Origin of the sequence: Vibrio metoecus (assembly GCF_009665255.1) — a bacterium.
Classification (GTDB): domain Bacteria; phylum Pseudomonadota; class Gammaproteobacteria; order Enterobacterales; family Vibrionaceae; genus Vibrio; species Vibrio metoecus_B.
Window position 1 is genome coordinate 1,332,332 of the sequence record NZ_CP035686.1, and the last position, 17,918, is coordinate 1,350,249.

Below are 17,918 nucleotides of genomic sequence, written 5' to 3' on the forward strand. Positions count from 1 at the left end.
ATTATCGTCGCGAAATAGGACTTTGTGGCACAAGATAACCAAATCACAACCATCCTAAAATAGGATAGAATGGGACGCAAAATTGCAAAAATGGGATTAAGCATGAAACTTGATGATCTGGCGCTTTTTTTGACCGTAGTTCGCTGCGGTAGTTTTGCCTTAGCGGCCAAACAAAAATCGATGTCCACCAGCACACTTAGCCGACGTATCCAGCAACTTGAACAAGACACTGGCAGCATTTTACTGATCCGCAGCAGTAAAGAACTGGTGCTGACCAAAGAAGGGGAACAACTGTTCCACACTTATGCAGAGCTCTTTGCCGAAATCGAGCGTAAACAAGATCAAGTCGAGCAAGCTAAACGTGATTATCGCGGTGAAATCGCCATTAGTGCTCCCGTGTTACCGCTACGTCATCAACTCACGCCTTTAGCCTTAGAATTTTCTGAGCAGCACCCCAACGTTACTTTACGCATGCAAGTAAACTCGGGGCTCGATTATTTCACGCAACGGGATTTGGATATCGCACTGCGCTTTGGCCCACAACCGGAATCAGATTGGGTTGCCCGCAAACTGGCGCGTAACCCTTCGGTGCTGTGTGCCAGTCCAACGTTTGCCGCCACGCTCTCACTCTCTCATCCACAACAACTCACCCACTCACCGCTGCTTAGCCTAAACCACAAGCTACCGTGGATTTTCCAACATCGACACAGCGAACAAAAAGTGCAATTTATACCCGCTGCACGACTGTGTTCTGATGAACTGGACACCATAGTACAAGCAACCTTACAAGGCATGGGAATTGCCCGCCTGCCAAGAGGCTTGATGGCTCCTTTACTCAATGAGGGGAAATTGGTCGAGTTACTCCCCGAATGGGATATTGAAGGCGCGGATGTGTATTTGCTCCATCCACAACGAAAATTCTTGCCAGAACGTACCCAAGCCCTGATCGATTACATCATCAATCATTGGTCGCGAGTCGCTTTCAGCTATTGGCATCAGCCTTAGTATGGACAGAACGGTTACGCCGACAACGCTCCGAGCAGTATTTCACCTCTGCCCAACACTGTTGCCACTTTTTGCGCCAAACAAACGAGCGCAAACAGACAGGGCAAATTTTATGCGCCAAGTGAGCCTTTTTGTGCGAAGCCACGTTTCACCTTTAATAACCGTTATCCATTAAAGAGATACGTGACTTTAGCGGCATTGGCTCACCGCCTTAGCTTGCTCGTGCGAGTTTTTCTTCGCTAAGAGGTGAGGTCGCTGAGTTAATCAATCTGGCCGATAAACCAGCGCTGAAAATCCTCAAGCTGCGCCTGATATTGCGGCAGTTCATTTATCATGTCGGCAAGGCAAGGTGCTACGGCGGTTTTGTTGTAAGCAAGACCATTCAAACGCTGCGCCAGTTGTTCCATCGGATATGGGTCAAGCATATCGCTAAAGAGAGTCGCCTGCATGATTGTGCCGCGCTCAACATCAAGATACACATCCACACCACCCCAAGCAAAACGTTCATCCATGTTATGAGTAAACGGTGGCGTCTGACCAAAGTTCCAATCCCAACTGCTTTGCAATGCAAATTTCTGCTCAAAGCCCGGTAAGTCCAGAAATGACTGCGGTGAGATAAATTCTGGCGTAACGTCTTGTTGGTAGTGTTCACAGTAAGCCTGCATGATCGCCTCACACACTTGCTGGTGTTCAATATCGGCCTTGACGGTATTGAGATTGATAACTCGTGATTTCACCGAGGTAATGCCTTTGGCTTGTAGCTTTTTGAGATCAGGGTTTAGGTAATCCGCCAGACGGTTGAGATCGGCACTGAGCAGCAGAGTGCCATGATGAAAACCGCGATCCAGAGTTTCACGATAAGCCGAGCCGGAAAACTTACGAATACCCTGCTCATCTTCCAAAACCAGATCGTTGCGACCATTTGCCACACCGTTGATACCCAGCTTTTTCAATCCGGCTAGCACAATTTGCGTCGAGATTGCTTTATCGTATTCCGGCTTTCCGGCCATGAAGGTGAAGTTGGTATTGCCCAAATCATGGAACACAGCCCCGCCCCCCGTCTGACGACGAGCAAGTTTTACGTTGTCCTGCTCCATGCGATCGGTTTTGCATTCGCGCCACGGGTTCTGCGCACGACCAATCACTACGGTATCGGCGTTACGCCACAGAAACAGTACTCGTTGGTCGGCAGGCATCGAACGAAAGATAGTGTCTTCAACCGCGAGGTTAAACCACGGGTCAGTAGAGTCAGAGATCAAAATGCGGGTTTGGGTCATGGTCATTTTGTGCCAAACAGAAAGGAAGATGCGGCTATGTTACGCAATTCCGCGCCGATCGCCAAACACCTTGGCACACTCATGACCCGTGTAAAAAAGCCTTCCGAAGAAGGCTTCATAAGATTAACGAAAACAAACCTGCGCCCAACGTGCAAGCCCCGCGGTGACTGAGCCAAAATAGTTGCCGCTGACCACTGGCACATTCGGCAGTACCTGCTCAACACCAGCACGTAAAATTGGTGAACGCGCACTACCGCCGGTCATAAAGATCACGTCCGGCGTCACGCCACCAAGCGCTACCGCTTCCGTAACCAGTTCAATCATTTTGGTTTTCAGCACGTCAATCGCTTCGATCATCGCTTCACGTTGAATCTTGACTTCCAGCAACTCCGACAGCACTTTAATTTGCGCTGTCACTTGTGCCATATCCGATAGCGCAATCTTCGCTTCTTCGGCTTTCTTAACTAAGCTGTAGCCGAGCGTATCGTGGTACACCGCAAGCAGACGCGCCAGTTTTTCAGGCTCACGCGCTTCTTTGTGTAGGCGTTTTAAATCCACCAGATTTTCACGCGAGAAGAATTTCACCTGCGCGCTAACATCGTTAATCGCAATCGGGTTCCAGAATTGAGTGATCGGCATATCTAGCCCGCTGAGCATTTGGCTACCAAAACCAAAGGGCGTCATCAACTGTTTAAAGGCAAGATGGATATCAAAATCGTTACCGCCCACTCGTTGACCAGTATGCGCAATGAGGCTTTGCGTGCGATCCGCTTTGCCCCGCCAAGAAGGCCCCATTTGAATCAGTGAGCAGTCTGTCGTACCACCGCCGATATCCACCACCAACACAGTTTTGTCTTCGGTCAGTGTCGCTTCGTACTCAAGCCCTGCGGCCACTGGTTCAAACTGAAACTCTAAGTGGCGAAACCCAGCTCGCGTGGCTGCGCGGCGCAGAATATTTTCTGCCTGACGGTTAGAGTCTTCCCCACCTCGGCCGTGGAAGTTGACCGGACGACCGATCACCGCATCATTGATCACTGCGTTGGAGCGCGCTTCCGCTTGGGCTTTGATGTTAGCCATCATGGCGCACACTAGATCTTCAAAAAAGCTCAGTTGAATGTCGTGCAGCCCCATCGCCCCTAAAAACGATTTTGGTGATTTGACGTAATACACTTCATGCGGATCGGACAGATAGAGATCGAGCGCCGCCTGACCAAACACCACATCATCAAACTGCAAGTCGATGCCTTCATCACGATTCGCGGCTACTGAACGACGCAGTAATTGCTCGCCCAGTGCATCGGCCGGTGAAATCTGGCGATGACGAAACAGGTGCTCAGGCACCGAATCACGAGTCGGCGCCGCCAATGTGGAAGGAATATAAAGGCTGTCACGCTCAAGAGGGATCAGCACTGGATTATCGCCCTGCATGCTGGCCACCGAACAGTTAGCCGTGCCGTAATCAAACCCGATAAACATTTGCGTACTCCTACTCTTGAACGAAAAAAGACCGGCGATACTACCGCAAGCCTTTTCTTATCTCTAGCAGAAATTGTTATTTTCTACTCAGCTTTCACACCGTTAACGGATCTCTTCGCCTGAATCCAGCACGCTCTTACGAACGATGTCGGTGAAGGCGAGCGCTTCTTGGCGGATTTGCTCTTCATTGACGGTGTTGATGGCACGATCTTGCATCACCAATTTGCCATCAATCACGGCATGGCGAACATTGCCGCTGTTTGCCGAGTAAACCAACGCTGAATAAGGGTTATAAATCGGCACCATGTTCGGCGCTTTGGTATCAATCACTATGATATCCGCGAGTTTGCCCACTTCTAACGAGCCGATTTTATCTTCCATGTGCAGCGCTCTGGCGGCGCCCATGGTTGCCATATCAATCACTTTTAGTGGTGGCATCGCGGCGCGATCGTGATTCACCAACTTATGCACTTTCGCTACTTGGTTGAATTCATCAATGGTGCTCAGCGTGTTGCCTGACATAGGACCATCCGTACCTAAACCGATACGAACATTTTCGTCATACATCTTGAGTGCAGGCGCAACACCTTTCGCCGATTTAATGTTGGCACTCATATTGTGTGCTACGCCCATATCTGACTTTTTCACCAGTTCGATGTCTTTGTCATCGATTAAAATCATATGCGCGCCAACCAAGTTGGCGTTCAAAGCACCGATATCGTGCATGTACTGTACCGGAGACAGGCCATTCGAACGCTCGGCAATTTTCTCTTGCTCTCGGTCAGATTCCGCTAAATGGATCAACACAGGCACTTGCTTCTCTAAAGAGAGCTTGGCGATCTTTTGCAAAGTTTCGGTGGTGTTGGTGTATGGCGCATGCGGCGCAAACGCTGGGGTAATGCGCGGATGATTCTTGTATTGTTCGATAAAGTTCAGTGCGTACTGAATACCTTCATCGGCATTTTTTGCATCCGCTACCGGAAATTGAATCACGCTTTGGCCTAATACCGCGCGCATCCCAATTTGATCCACGGTTTTCGCCACTTCATCTTCGAAATAATACATGTCGGCATAAGTGGTCACGCCGCCTTTGAGCATCTCCACGTTACCTAAGTTCGCTCCAATGCGTACCATATCGCGCGACACCAATTTGGATTCCAACGGAAAGATGTAACGATGCAGACGATCGGGTACATCATCACCCAAAGATCGGAACACCGTCATCGAAACGTGCGTATGGGTATTGATAAGACCCGGCATCACGATATCGCCATCCACATCCAGCACCTGTTTGGCTTGATATTGCTTGGCTAATTCAGCATCCCCCACCGCAATGATTTTGTTCTCTTGCACCACAACAGTGCCATTCTGATATACGGTTTTATCGCCATTCATGGTGAGCACCATAGCGTCAGTAATCATCAGATCCGCAGTTTGTTTAGCATAACTGATAGATGAAAACAGGCTCATACCAGCGATAGCAGCAGCAATTAAATTGGGTTTCAGCATTTTATTTTCCTTGAACAGGATAGATTTCATTGCCGCGATAGTAAGAGAATAAAACTGGAATGCAAACGTTTGCTCTGATATTTGCAGGCTTATGTGATCTTGGCACGCTGATGTAAACAAACTCGATCACAAACGAACAAAGGCGGAATAAATATCGCCGATTCATTGGCTTGAGCAATGTTAGGTTTGAGAGCACAAGGTTGAATAACACTGAAAATGTCCATCTGGCGAACCATACTCCCTCTTTACGCATGAACGCTAAAGCTGAAAATATGGCTCGCGTGGTGGAATGCTTAACTTATTTAAACTTCGCTATTGAGATAATAAACCCGCAGCGAAGTCGCTAATGTGTGTGCATCTTCTCCCAAATACTCCACGGTGACACTTTGTCCCGGTAGCAAGGTGAAGCTCGAATCACTAAACCGCCCGCCCCCCTCACACTCCAAGTACACATAAAAAGCCGGCTTGTCGCTACTTAACGTGATCCATCGCCCAGCTTGCTGCACCTCGATTTTGGCATTTTCCATCGGCAAAGATTTCAGTTCTTCTGTACCAAAATAAGTGTTCTGTAATCGCTCGCCACGGTTTTTGATCATCGCATCAACCCACAAAAAACCTTCGTGCCCTAAATTCAAAGATGCGTTTTTTTGCCACAGCGCATGGTTGTGATTAGGCAATAACGTCGCGCTGAGCGGCCACTGTTCAACAATTTCACCTTGCCAACTTATCAAGCAAATTCGGCCTTCTACTTCCTCCGGTTCACGATTATCGTTTAAACCGTGCAACGTCAATCCACCGCTGTGCTCTGAAAACACCAGATACTGCGGCGCAAAAAAGCGCTTCGCGTGATAGTGCAACTGTTTCCAACGGCCACTGTATTCAATGCTCGACCAAGAACTCACAGGCCACAAATCATTGAGCTGCCAATACAGAATGCCGCGACAAACCGGCGAAATCGCCCGCCAGTGATCCACCGCGGTTTTGATCGCCATGGCTTGCTGCACTTGGCTCAGATACAGCATCTGTTCAAATCCGGTTGGAAAACGGAAATAACGAGTAAACATCTCGGTGATGATGCTGTTACCGCGCGGATTTTTCTGGTGCTGTTCAAAGGTCTGCGAAGTGATGTTGAAATCGTGCTCTGGCGTAAAGGTTTTGACTTCCGCAAGGGAGGGCCAAGATTGGAAACCAAACTCAGAGCAGAATCTTGGATTCACCGAGCGATACGCACTAAAAGGCTTGCCAGAGTGCCACACATCCCAAAAGTGCATATCGCCTTTATTGTCATCATGCCATGCATCACCAAAATCGAGTTCACCATTACAGGGCGAACTTGGCCAGAATGCGCGTTTGGGATCAAGCGATTCAATCACTTCCGCGATCTTGCGATTTAAGCGATCGTAATTGACCGTGTATTTGATACGGTTCTGTTTGGATTCGTCATACCAACCAATCGCGCCAATCACTTCGTTATCACCACACCAAAGCGCAACGCAAGGATGCTCGCGTAGCCTTGGGATTTGCCAACGCAGCTCTTGCTCGACTTCGCGCAGGAAATCCGCATGGCTCGGGTAAAGCGAACAAGCAAACATCATGTCTTGCCAAACCAGTAACCCGAGTTCATCACACAAGCTGTAAAATGTGTCACTCTCGTATTGCCCACCGCCCCACACGCGGATCATGTTCATATTGGCCTCTACCGCGCTTTGCAGCCGCTGTCGATAGCGCGCTTCATTTTCACGAGCAGGCATTGCATCAAGTGGAATCCAGTTCGCGCCTTTCGCCATCATGGGAAAGCCGTTGATCACAAACTCCATCGCCGAACCGCGTTCATCGGCTGCGGTATTCAGTTCAAGTTGGCGTAACCCGATTTTGCGCTGCAAAGTTTGCTCAGCGCTGGCCACGCTCACGTCATACAAATGCGGCTCACCCAATCCGTTTGGCCACCAGCGCTTTGGCTGTGCAATCAAAAACTCGCACTGCACCCAACCATTATGTTCTGCGACCAACTTTTGTTGTTGATCGGCCATGGTGAACGTCAAGTTTGCAGCCAGTTCGGTTTCCACCTCTACTGCCAACGTCACAATCACACTGCCATCACGTTGCCAGCGCTGCTCTGTCGCCAACTGTTTTAATCGTGTGTGGTTAATCGGCTGTAATAGGATCGGGTCGTAAATCCCTGACACCATCAAACACAGCCCCCAGTCCCACCCTGAGTGACATTGCGTTTTGCGCACTAAATTCATATGCGGTAACTGGTTGTTACCCATAGCAGAAGGAATAGGAAAAGGTAATGCAGCGGCTCTTTTCTCGGCTTCAGGCACCACTCGATGGAAAACCATACGCAGAGTGTTACTGCCCAATGTCAAATACGGCTTAATATCCAGCTCATAACCGGCAAACTGATTGCTGCACTCCAAGGCAAGGACGTCATTAATATACAGAGAGGCAAACGTATCGACACGTGTCAGTGTTAACCACAGTTGATCGTTCTCTAGTAGCAAGTTATTCACCTCAAACTCGCGGCTGATTTGCCAATCGACTTCTTCAATCCAGCGCACTTTGGCTTCATTGCCACCCCAATAAGGGTCAGGAATATAGTGCGCAGCCAATAAAGCAGTGACATTGTCACCTGGAATCGTCATCGGAATTGAAATATCAGGACGTTGTGGAGAGGTTAATCGCCATTGACCATTGAGATTACAGCCAGTCATAGGTTACTCCCTTTATCGAGGATGGGTTGAAGAGAAACTTCATGGACTGTAATCCTGAAACCGGATTACCCATACTAAACAGAGGGTAAAAGACTGATAATTTGCGGCACAATTCAAACTATTCAACTCACCGTTTTACGATGAAAAATGAATCACTAAATCAGCAAATATTCACTTGGAAATCATTCATTTTAAAAATATTACGCTGGCAAGACACGAACATACAAACACCTATAGTGTTACGCCCCCTGCCAGAGTCTTGGCAATCCTCGCTACAATTTGAATTTATTGAGTAATCCATTGAGCCGAACGGAAAGCTGATTAACGTTTTCACCGCACGTCGCAACATGCGCCACGTTATTGCTAAACTGAGTGACTCCATCATTGATATTGTGCAAATTGATATTCAATTCGGATGAAACGGCACTCTGCTCTGTCACTGAATTAGCAATATGAAAGTTCATGTCATTGATGGCACCGACTGCACGATGAATATTATCTAATGCTTCTCCTGCTCCCCGAATTTGGCTCACACACTGTTCGGTAATCTTGTCGCTTTGTAACATGGCACTTTCTGCTGAGTTAGCAGCGCTTTGCAAACTTTCAATCATGCGTTGGATTTCCTGTGTCGAAGTCTGCGTACGGCTTGCTAAAGTACGAACCTCATCAGCGACAACAGCAAAACCACGTCCTTGCTCACCGGCGCGAGCGGCTTCAATCGCGGCATTTAGCGCTAAAAGATTAGTCTGGTCCGCAATATTGCGAATCACTTCCAACACAGAATCTATTGATTGAGTTTGATTATTTAGCTTACCCATCGTCAAGACCGCTTCTTGACTTTTTGTTGCCAATTCTTCAATCAAAGCAATTACTTGGCTGACAATTTGCTTACCGGTAGTCGTGGCAGCATCGGCTTGCGCTGCAGAATCAGAAGCCATATTGGCGTGCTGCGCCATTTCTTGCACTGTGATCGCCACTTGATTCATCGCAGTAGCCACTTGCTCTACCTCACTTTGTTGTTTCGTTGCACTCGCACGACTGGTTTCCGTAATACGTGCTGTTTCATCCGCAGAGATAACCAGTTGATGGGTCACATCAGAGATTTGCGCCATCGTATCGTGAATTTTTCCGACAAACAGGTTAAACGCTCTGGCGAGTTGAGCCATTTCATCTCGTGTTTTAACCGACATTTGCTGGCTTAAATCACCATCACCTTCGGCAATTCGTTTCATTGCTCGAGTCGCACTCACGATAGGACGAGTAATTCCTCTAGCAATCAAAATTGCGATAATGATACCAATGGTCAGAGCAACAATACCAAGACCGACCAATTTCAAATTCACATCCCAAACGCTCGCAATAGCCTCACTGCGGTCCATCGCAATCGTCAAGACACCAATCGGTTTACCCGAAAAATCCTTCACACTTTGTAAATAAAGCGCATAGTTCTTACCGTTAATTTCAACATCCAACTTACGACTTTGTCCTGTGAGTACGGTATCTAACACGGTTTGATCAATCCACGGGCTCGCATCAAACGTCCCCGCAAATTGTTGATAGCGGCTAGATTCAGAATGAAGCAGCAATGCGATATCAACTTGGTATTTTTGCTTGAAGCTTTCAAAAAATGGCTGTCCGAAAGACAATCCGAACTCGACTGAACCAATTAGCTTACCTTCATAAAACACTGGCACCACGCCTCGATTTCCTAAACCTGCCACACCATTTTCTAACCCCATGACAGGTTGTTTTGATTGGTTTACCTGTAATACCGTAAAACGAAAGCTAGAGAGATCATCGCCAAATTTTTCAGGCTTATGCGCACGATAGAAAGACGTTGCGGGTGGGGTATGAAATTGCAATTGAGTGGCGTCATATCGCTCTTTCATGGCCTGATAAAGCGGTAATGTTTGAGCGGCGATAGATTGGCGGTCACCTTCTGAAAAGGCTTTTTGAATCGAGGGTGAGTTCGCGATCAACGTTGCTAGTGCCTGCGAAAGCCGCCCTGTTGAATCAATCTCAGCCACTGCAGTTTGATAGAGTTTTTCAAGTTGTCGCAGCTCATTACGATGTATTTGACCAAGAAACTCACTGAGCACAAAGGGCATGATGATATTCATCACTAGCAACAGCAACAATGCCATTCCTAATACAATTCGAGTACGGATTTTTAGTTTAGACAGCCACATGCGATTTTCCTGCTCACTGATGTTATGCCATTGGTTTAACTATAGTGACTGCTGCTTTCGCTACAGGTTGATATTGACTTTATTTGTTTTATATCAATTTTTCTCTTACTCATTAGACATAAATGAGTGTGCCATCAAGCATTGCAGTATGGTTGTTGTCGTTTTTTGGGAAATCAGTAAACACCATCAGAAATCATCACTGCGACTTAAAAAGTAACCCCAGCTTGGAGCTGGGGTTGTAAAGGTATCTTTTAGTGATGGATCACGCGCAGATTAAAATGGCGTATTCACTTTGAAAAACAGGGTTTCACCACTGCTGTCATCCACCCCATCGTTATCCGTGACTGCATACCCCTGCCCACGACTATCGATGGTAAACCCTTCGATTTTATCCACAACATAGCCCTTTCCTGCTTTCAGATCCGGTAGAAAATCATAAGCCAACTGCTTTTTCACCACGGGCAGAGCCTCACCCAATTTTGCAGGTTTGAGATCAGCAAGGTCAATTTGATAGAGGCGTTTAATTTTGGCGTTACCCGCGATCTGGTTATCCCGCTCTAAGACATACAATCTATTGTTATAGGCAGTGATTTCCGATAAACCGACCCACCCTTGCTCTGCATTCTCTAACGGATAGTGCACGGCATTCCACTGTTGAGTTTTGGTATTGTAAGCCAGCAATTTGGTCATGGTTTTGCCATCGTCTTTCCAAGGACGCTGAATCGCCACCCAGAGTGTATCGCCAACCATGGCCACACCTTCGGCTCCAAATCGGGTCTGGTGCTCTAGCAATTCAGATGGAAATTCAACGCCTTGCGTGATTTCACCGGTGGCATCAACATGATAGAGCGCGTGAGTGACTTTTTTCTCAGCATCACCTTCTGAGGCGAGCCAAAAACCCCCTTTCCCATCAGCCGTAATGCCTTCCAGATCGAGCTTTTTCGCCACCTTACCATTGCGTTTTACGGTAATGGCTTGCTCAATGAATGCCGGTTGCTGAGTGGCATCGATAGTAAAAATTGACGGTTGTGCAGAATAAAAGCTGTCATTTACCGCGTAGAGTTTACCCGCTTGCTTAGGATCACTGGTTAAACCGGACAGTGCTCCCCAACCAATGGGCAAACCTTGAGCATCATTGCCTGAGATAATCTGTGGATATTGAGCAGTACGCTCCGAAAGCTGGTATAGCATCACATGTGAACGCGCACCGCCATCCTCACCTAAATCGGCTTCATTGGCGGTCACCAGCAGCTGGCGCTGTGGAATTGCAATTGCCGATTCCGGAGCAATGCCTGATGGCAAAATTTGTACAAATTCTGGTTTGCCGCCCATGTCTTTATACACTCCGACCAGAGAAGCGCGTTCGGCCAACACAAAAATATACTGCTGACCATTAAAGGTCGCGACTTCTAACCCTTCGGGCTCGATGCCCTTTTTATTCGAGCGTTTTTCAGGGTAATGCCCAACACGGATCGCCTGATGTTCAAACTCCGCACCGCTTTCAAACAACACTTCACCACTTTTACTAAAGATGGTAAATCCACGCGCACCACCTTGGTAATCACCTTCATTGGCGATCACCAGTCGGTTGTTATCCAACCATTTCACGGCATCGGGTTCACGCAATACGTTTTTAATTTTCCCATCAAAACGCAGTGCACCGTCTTTCTCTGTATCAATCTGACTGAGGTCGACTGTGCCTGCAGAAAAGTGGTTCACAATGTTGCCGCTCGCAGCGTCGATGATCACCAAATGATTATTTTCTTGTAACGTCAGGGCTATCTGGTTTTCATCATTGAATGCCACAAACTCAGGCTCGGGATCATCCCCTGCAATTTGCGCTAGTCCGGTTAGCTCCACTCGCTTGAGGCTTTTACAATCGGGCTTACCTTGCTGATCTGTCGTCAAAATCACCAAAAATCCAGCGGGCATTTGGGGAAGCGCCCCATCATTCAACGCTTCATCACGCTCATTTTCGATTGCAACAGCGATATAACGACCATCTTTAGAAACAGCGACAGAATCCGGTTGACCACCAAGTTCACACCGATCGACAACTTTGTGACTCGCCACGGATACGATCGCCAGATAGCCAGAAGGTTGAGTATAACTGAGTGAAGTGTTAACCCCTGCAAAAACCCACTTTCCTGCTGCTGCCATGGAAGTTGGCTCACCATTGAGTGATAGGAAACCAGCAGCTTTAGGAGCGACAGGGTCTTTAATATCCATAAAACCGATCCCACCCAGTGGACTATCAGAATAAATCACGGTATTGCCATCAGGGGTGACCGTAATGATCTCGGCCGAGGTATTTTTCTTCACATCCAGCGTGGGAGGAATGTTGTTTGCCACGGCAAAACTAGCTATGCGATTAAAGGTGTTAGCTGCGCTGGGGAAAGTGAAACAAGCTAATGCGGCCGCCAATGCACCTAAGCGGAAATGAGGATTAAGCATTTGAAATTCCTTTTATATATTAACTGGCACACACCCTAGTCAAACACTATGACAATTGGGTTAGAAGTTGATGTCACTTTTATGATACGGAGGTACATTCGTCCCCCTCATCGCTTCATTGGGTGCTTTTTATGCAATGCGCAATAAAAAAGCCAGCCGAAAATCGGCTGGCTCATCACGTCTTTATTTCAATAACGCTTATAGGAAATGGAACGTCGCGTTAAAGGAAATCGTGCCGACATCTGAGTTATCCATGGTGTACTTCATGTAGCTTGCCCCCACTGACACAGGGCCCATGATGAAGTATTCCGCCCCCACACCATACATAATGTCGATGCCATCGTTGCTCTTGTTGCCGTTGATGTTTTGATCCCATGAGTGAAGACCGCCTTTGGCGTAAACATGCAATGGGCCAAAATCAATACTTGGTTTCACGGCAAAGTACAGTGATGTCGCAGACAACTCGCGGCTCGCACCCAGATCAAAATCGCCATGATCAACATAACCCGCTTCTAAACCAATCAGCGGCAGAATACCGGTACCCACATGCAGTGAATACGCAGTACCATTTTTGCCTTCGAAATCAGACTGACCTACAGACGCACCGCCATAGATCCATGAATCCGCCATCGCGGTTGAAGAGGCACCCAGTAATGCCAGAGCAAGTAATGTCTTTTTCATAGTTAACCTTCTTAAAATAATTGGGCAACGGTGACGGCGGCCAGTCGTTGCCACATTGAGTGCAAATTCCGTCATCTCAGCTTGTTAAGCAAATTTCATACCTACTTCACAGAATTCGCGTTTATTACTAACAAGCGTCAATCGCATTGATGATCCGTTTATCCGAAACCGGATATGGTGTACCTAATTGCTGAGCAAAATAACTCACGCGTAACTCTTCGAGCATCCAACGGATTTCTCGTACGTTATCGGGAATCGCCATCCCTTTCGGGATCTTGTTCAGCAGCTCTTTATATTTGTTGGCTACCGATTCAATTTTCAGCATATGCAGACGATCTTTGTTGGGATCAGTGGGCAGTTTCTCCATCCGACGTTCAATCGCGCGCATGTAACGCAGAATATCCGGCAGACGTTTCCAACCGCACTCAGTCGCAAAGCCACTGAAAATTAGCCCTTCGATTTGTGCTTTGACATCAGAAAGTGCAAAGGCCATCGTGAAATCCACTTTACCTTTCAAACGCTTATTGATGTTGTAAGCGGTGGTCAAAATGGTTTCTACCTGTTTAGCGATCTCGACTACCGTATCGCCAAGCTCGGCACGCACATGCTCTTTGAGCGCTTCAAACGCTTGTGGCTCCCACACCATACCGCCACGCTCTTCAATCAGCTTATCAACACCGCAGGCAATGCAGTCATCAATCAAATCCAACACTTTGCCATACGGATTAAAGTACAAACCGAGTTTAGATTTGTTCGGCAGATTGGCGTGCAGATATTTGATCGGCGATGGCACGTTAAGCAAAATCAAACGGCGCTGACCGGCACGCATCGCGCTAAGCTGCTCTTGCTCGGTTTCAAACAGTTTGATTTCAACGCTGTCTTTCTTATCGACTAACGCCGGATAGGCTCTGACTTCAAAGCCACCACGCTTTTGCTGGTACACTTTCGGCAGCTCGCCAAATGACCACGTATGCAGATCGCGCTGTTCGATATCATCATCCGCGACTTGTGAAAGCGTCTCTTGCACCTTCTCTTTCAAGCTCTCTTTCAACTCATGCAGATCGCAGCTTTCATTGAGCTTGCGATTACGGTGATCCACAGCGCGATAAGTAATTTTTAAATGCGCAGGCAGTTGATCGAGTTTCCAATCTTCACGCAACACCGTCACACCGGTCATGCGGCGTAGCTCTTTTTCCATTGCATCGAGCAGCGGCATTTCAAACGGTGTCACTCGCGCCAAGAAAGCGTCAGCGTAATTCGGCGCGGGGACGAAATTTTTACGCAGCGTTTTCGGCAACAATTTAATTAAGCTCACCACCAACTCGTGGCGCAAACCGGGAATTTGCCAGTCAAAGCCATGTGGCTCAACTTGGTTTAATATCGGCAGCGGAATGTGTACCGTCACACCATCACTGTTTTCACCCGGTTCAAACTGGTAACTGAGTTTGAGCTTCAAGTTGCCTTGGTGCCAGAAGTTCGGGTAATCCAAATCGGTAATGTGGCTGGCATCGCCTTTGAACAGCATCTCTTTTTCAAAGCTGAGCAGATCCGGCGTTTTACGGCTGGCGGTTTTCCACCACGCATCAAAATGACGGCCCGACACCACTTCGGTGCCGACACGTTGGTCGTAGAATTGGAACAGCTCTTCATCATCAACCAGAATATCGCGGCGACGCGATTTGTGTTCTAACTCTTCCACTTCGGCGAGCAGCGCGCGGTTTTGTTTGAAGAAGGCATGTTTGGTTTCCCAATCCCCTTCAACCAGCGCGCTACGAATGAAAATTTCGCGGCTGAGCACAGGATCAATATTGCCGTAGTTGACCAAGCGTTTCGGCACAATCGGGATGCCATACAACATCACCTTTTCATACGCCATCACCGCCGCATTTTTCTTCGACCAATGCGGTTCACTGTAGCTGCGTTTGATCAGGTGTTTCGCCAGTGGCTCAATCCAATCCGGTTCGATTTTCGCGACCACACGCGCCCACAGCTTGGAGGTTTCCACCAGCTCAGCAGACATTACCCACTTTGGTTGCTTTTTAAATAAACCAGAGGCAGGGAAAATGTTGAAACGTGCATTACGTGCGCCGTTGTACTCGTTCTTTTCCTGATCTTTCATACCGATGTGCGACAGCAAACCGACCAAAATCGCACTGTGTACCGCATGGTAACTGCCCGGTTCATCATTGAGCTTAAAGCCCATTTCCCGAGTCGATTGATGCAGTTGGGTATACACATCCTGCCATTCACGCACACGCAAATAGTTGAGGTAGTCGAGCTTGCACTGACGGCGGAACTGGTTACTGGTCAACGCTTTTTGCTGCTGGCCAATGTAGTGCCAAAGGTTCACTAACGTCAGGAAATCCGAATCTTCATGGTTAAAACGGCGATGTTTCTCATCCGATGCTTGCTGCTTATCGCTCGGCCTTTCACGCGGATCTTGAATCGACAGCGCGGAAGCAATAATCATCACTTCTTTCAAACAGCCGAATTTAGAGGCTTCGAGCACCATGCGCGCCAAACGTGGATCAATTGGCAAACGCGCTAGCTGCTTACCACTTTCGGTGAGGCGTTTTTTCGGGTCTTTGATTTGATCGTTGATCGCGCCCAGCTCTTCGAGCAGACGCACACCATCTTGTACATTACGTTTATCCGGCGCTTCCACAAAGGGGAAGGCTTCAATATCGCCTAGCCCCAATGCCGTCATCTGCAAAATAACTGAGGCCAAGTTGGTGCGTAGAATCTCGGGATCGGTAAATTCTGGGCGCGACAAGAAATCTTCTTCCGAATAGAGACGGATACAGATCCCCTCTTCGGTACGTCCACAGCGACCTTTACGTTGATTGGCACTGGCTTGAGAAACGGGTTCAATTGGCAGACGCTGCACTTTGGTGCGGTAGCTGTAACGGCTGATCCGCGCAGTACCCGGGTCGATAACGTATTTGATGCCCGGAACCGTTAGCGAGGTTTCCGCCACGTTGGTTGCTAGCACGATGCGGCGACCTGCATGAGGTTGGAAAATCTTGTTCTGCTCACCAGCTGACAAACGCGCATACAGTGGCACAATTTCCGTATCACGCAGATTGCGTTTTGCCAGTGCATCGGCGGTATCGCGAATTTCGCGCTCACCGTTCATGAAGATCAGAATGTCGCCCAATCCTTCATCGCACAGCTCATCCACAGCTTGGAAAATGCCTTCCAGTTGGTCGCGATCGCTTTCGCTGTCATCGTCCCCCGCTAGAGGACGATAGCGCACTTCCACCGGATAAGTACGGCCTGAGACTTCAATGATCGGCGCATTGCTAAAATGCTTCGAGAAGCGCTCAGGGTCGATGGTCGCCGAGGTGATGATGACTTTGAGATCAGGACGGCGCGGCAAAAGCTGCTTGAGATAGCCCAAGATAAAATCGATATTGAGACTGCGCTCATGCGCTTCATCGATAATGATGGTGTCGTACTGGTTAAGGAAACGATCGTTTTGGATCTCCGCCAGCAAGATACCGTCAGTCATCAATTTGATTTGGGTCTGATCAGAGATTTGGTCGGTAAAACGCACTTTGTAGCCAACAAAGCCACCGAGTTCGGTTTCCATCTCTTCAGCAATGCGGTTTGCCACTGAGCGCGCAGCAAGACGGCGCGGCTGAGTATGGCCAATCAAACCGTATTTACCACGGCCTAATTCTGCGCAAATTTTCGGTAGCTGAGTGGTTTTGCCTGAACCGGTTTCACCGGCCACAATCACCACTTGATGATGAGCAATCGCCAGTGCAATATCATCGCGCTTTTGGCTAACCGGTAGCAGTGCGGGATACTCGATTTTTGGCATTTGTTGCTTGCGCTGCTCCACCACCATCATGGATTGAGCAATATCGAGCGCGATTTCGTCAAATACCGCGTTGCGTGCCAATTCATTTTTGATTTTGCTGGCACCATCAATGCGTTTACTGAAACGAAAACGATCTTTGATCAGGCACTCTCCGAGCGCCTTTTTTAAACTGGCAGCGCTATTGGCTTTTGGCTGAGCTGCCGAATCGGGTGTGGGCTGTGACGAAGTCAAAGCATTTCCTATTGTTATCTTTCCAAAAAACTGCGCGGATTGTACCACAGAGTTTTAGCAACACGCCCATGATCCCACGCTTTAGCCACTGTTACCTGTCTACAGAAACAGCAATTGCTGTGCTTGAAATCAAAAGATGCTTCGTTTTCAGCGCAATTGGCCGCTAAAATAAAGACAGAACCTTAAGGAAACGAAGCGATTGTGAAAGCCTCTGAACTGAAAACGATTTTAAACCAGCTCCCCGATGACCTTGATCCCGACGTGGTGATGGGTGAAGTGTGGCTTCCAGAACGCTTAATTGAAGCGCAGCTTGATGACGACATGCTGTTTCTCACCTTTGATAACGCGCCGGAAGAAGGGGAAGGCGAAGAGGAAGGTCGCGGCTTTGTGGAACATGAGATGGAATTGATCCGCTCACAGCTCATGACGATTTTGGCTGAGGACAGCGGCCCCAAAACCAAAGCCGAAGCACTACTCGCGTTGATTACTCTTGCCCACGAACGCACTAGCTCAGAATTTATCGAAATTTTAGGTTCCATGTTTGAAGAGTAAGGTT

The 17,918-nt window shown here is 48.1% G+C and carries 11 protein-coding genes; 2 read left to right on the forward strand and 9 right to left on the reverse strand.

Features of this window, described 5'->3' with window-relative positions; all coding sequences use genetic code 11:
• The first annotated feature begins 69 nt into the window (after nucleotides 1–69).
• The gene (locus tag EPB59_RS06055; RefSeq protein WP_154171841.1) at nucleotides 70–1,005 is read left to right on the forward strand and encodes a LysR family transcriptional regulator; all 936 of its coding nucleotides are present in this window, start codon (nucleotides 70–72) and stop codon (nucleotides 1,003–1,005) included.
• On the opposite strand, the gene EPB59_RS06060 is transcribed toward EPB59_RS06055, so the two are convergent.
• The 9 genes from EPB59_RS06060 to hrpA form a co-directional block, all read right to left on the reverse strand.
• Entirely contained in the window at nucleotides 983–1,150 is a 168-nt protein-coding gene (locus EPB59_RS06060; protein WP_154171842.1) for a DUF2256 domain-containing protein, read from the reverse strand. The two genes, EPB59_RS06055 and EPB59_RS06060, sit on opposite strands and share 23 nt — an antisense overlap.
• 115 nt (nucleotides 1,151–1,265) lie before the next feature.
• On the reverse strand, nucleotides 1,266–2,282 hold the full coding sequence (locus tag EPB59_RS06065; protein WP_154173189.1) for a lipoate--protein ligase: 1,017 nt from the start codon (nucleotides 2,280–2,282) through the stop codon (nucleotides 1,266–1,268).
• 123 nt (nucleotides 2,283–2,405) lie between these two features.
• Nucleotides 2,406–3,758 (reverse strand): molecular chaperone, encoded by a 1,353-nt coding sequence (gene yegD, locus EPB59_RS06070; protein WP_154171843.1) that lies wholly within the window; start codon nucleotides 3,756–3,758, stop codon nucleotides 2,406–2,408.
• A 102-nt stretch (nucleotides 3,759–3,860) separates the two neighbouring features.
• On the reverse strand, nucleotides 3,861–5,267 hold the full coding sequence (locus EPB59_RS06075; protein ID WP_195707074.1) for an amidohydrolase: 1,407 nt from the start codon (nucleotides 5,265–5,267) through the stop codon (nucleotides 3,861–3,863).
• A gap of 302 nt (nucleotides 5,268–5,569) precedes the next feature.
• Nucleotides 5,570–7,981 carry a beta-mannosidase gene (locus tag EPB59_RS06080; protein ID WP_154171845.1) on the reverse strand — a complete coding sequence of 804 codons (2,412 nt, stop codon included), beginning with the start codon at nucleotides 7,979–7,981 and terminating at the stop codon, nucleotides 5,570–5,572.
• Nucleotides 7,982–8,253: 272 nt separating this feature from the next.
• Nucleotides 8,254–10,170, reverse strand: a complete 1,917-nt coding sequence (locus EPB59_RS06085) for a methyl-accepting chemotaxis protein (protein WP_154171846.1) — start codon at nucleotides 10,168–10,170, stop codon at nucleotides 8,254–8,256.
• A 273-nt stretch (nucleotides 10,171–10,443) separates the two neighbouring features.
• Nucleotides 10,444–12,624 carry an esterase-like activity of phytase family protein gene (locus EPB59_RS06090; RefSeq protein WP_154171847.1) on the reverse strand — a complete coding sequence of 727 codons (2,181 nt, stop codon included), beginning with the start codon at nucleotides 12,622–12,624 and terminating at the stop codon, nucleotides 10,444–10,446.
• 198 nt (nucleotides 12,625–12,822) lie between these two features.
• Nucleotides 12,823–13,305, reverse strand: coding sequence for an outer membrane beta-barrel protein (locus EPB59_RS06095; protein WP_055050737.1), 483 nt, complete (start codon nucleotides 13,303–13,305; stop codon nucleotides 12,823–12,825).
• Between the two features lie 127 nt (nucleotides 13,306–13,432).
• A complete protein-coding gene (hrpA, locus tag EPB59_RS06100) occupies nucleotides 13,433–17,362 on the reverse strand; it encodes an ATP-dependent RNA helicase HrpA (RefSeq protein WP_154171848.1) in 3,930 nt (1,309 codons plus the stop codon).
• A gap of 201 nt (nucleotides 17,363–17,563) precedes the next feature.
• On the opposite strand from hrpA, the gene EPB59_RS06110 reads away from it, so the two are divergent.
• On the forward strand, nucleotides 17,564–17,914 hold the full coding sequence (locus EPB59_RS06110) for a hypothetical protein (protein WP_154171849.1): 351 nt from the start codon (nucleotides 17,564–17,566) through the stop codon (nucleotides 17,912–17,914).
• The last annotated feature ends 4 nt before the right edge of the window (nucleotides 17,915–17,918 follow it).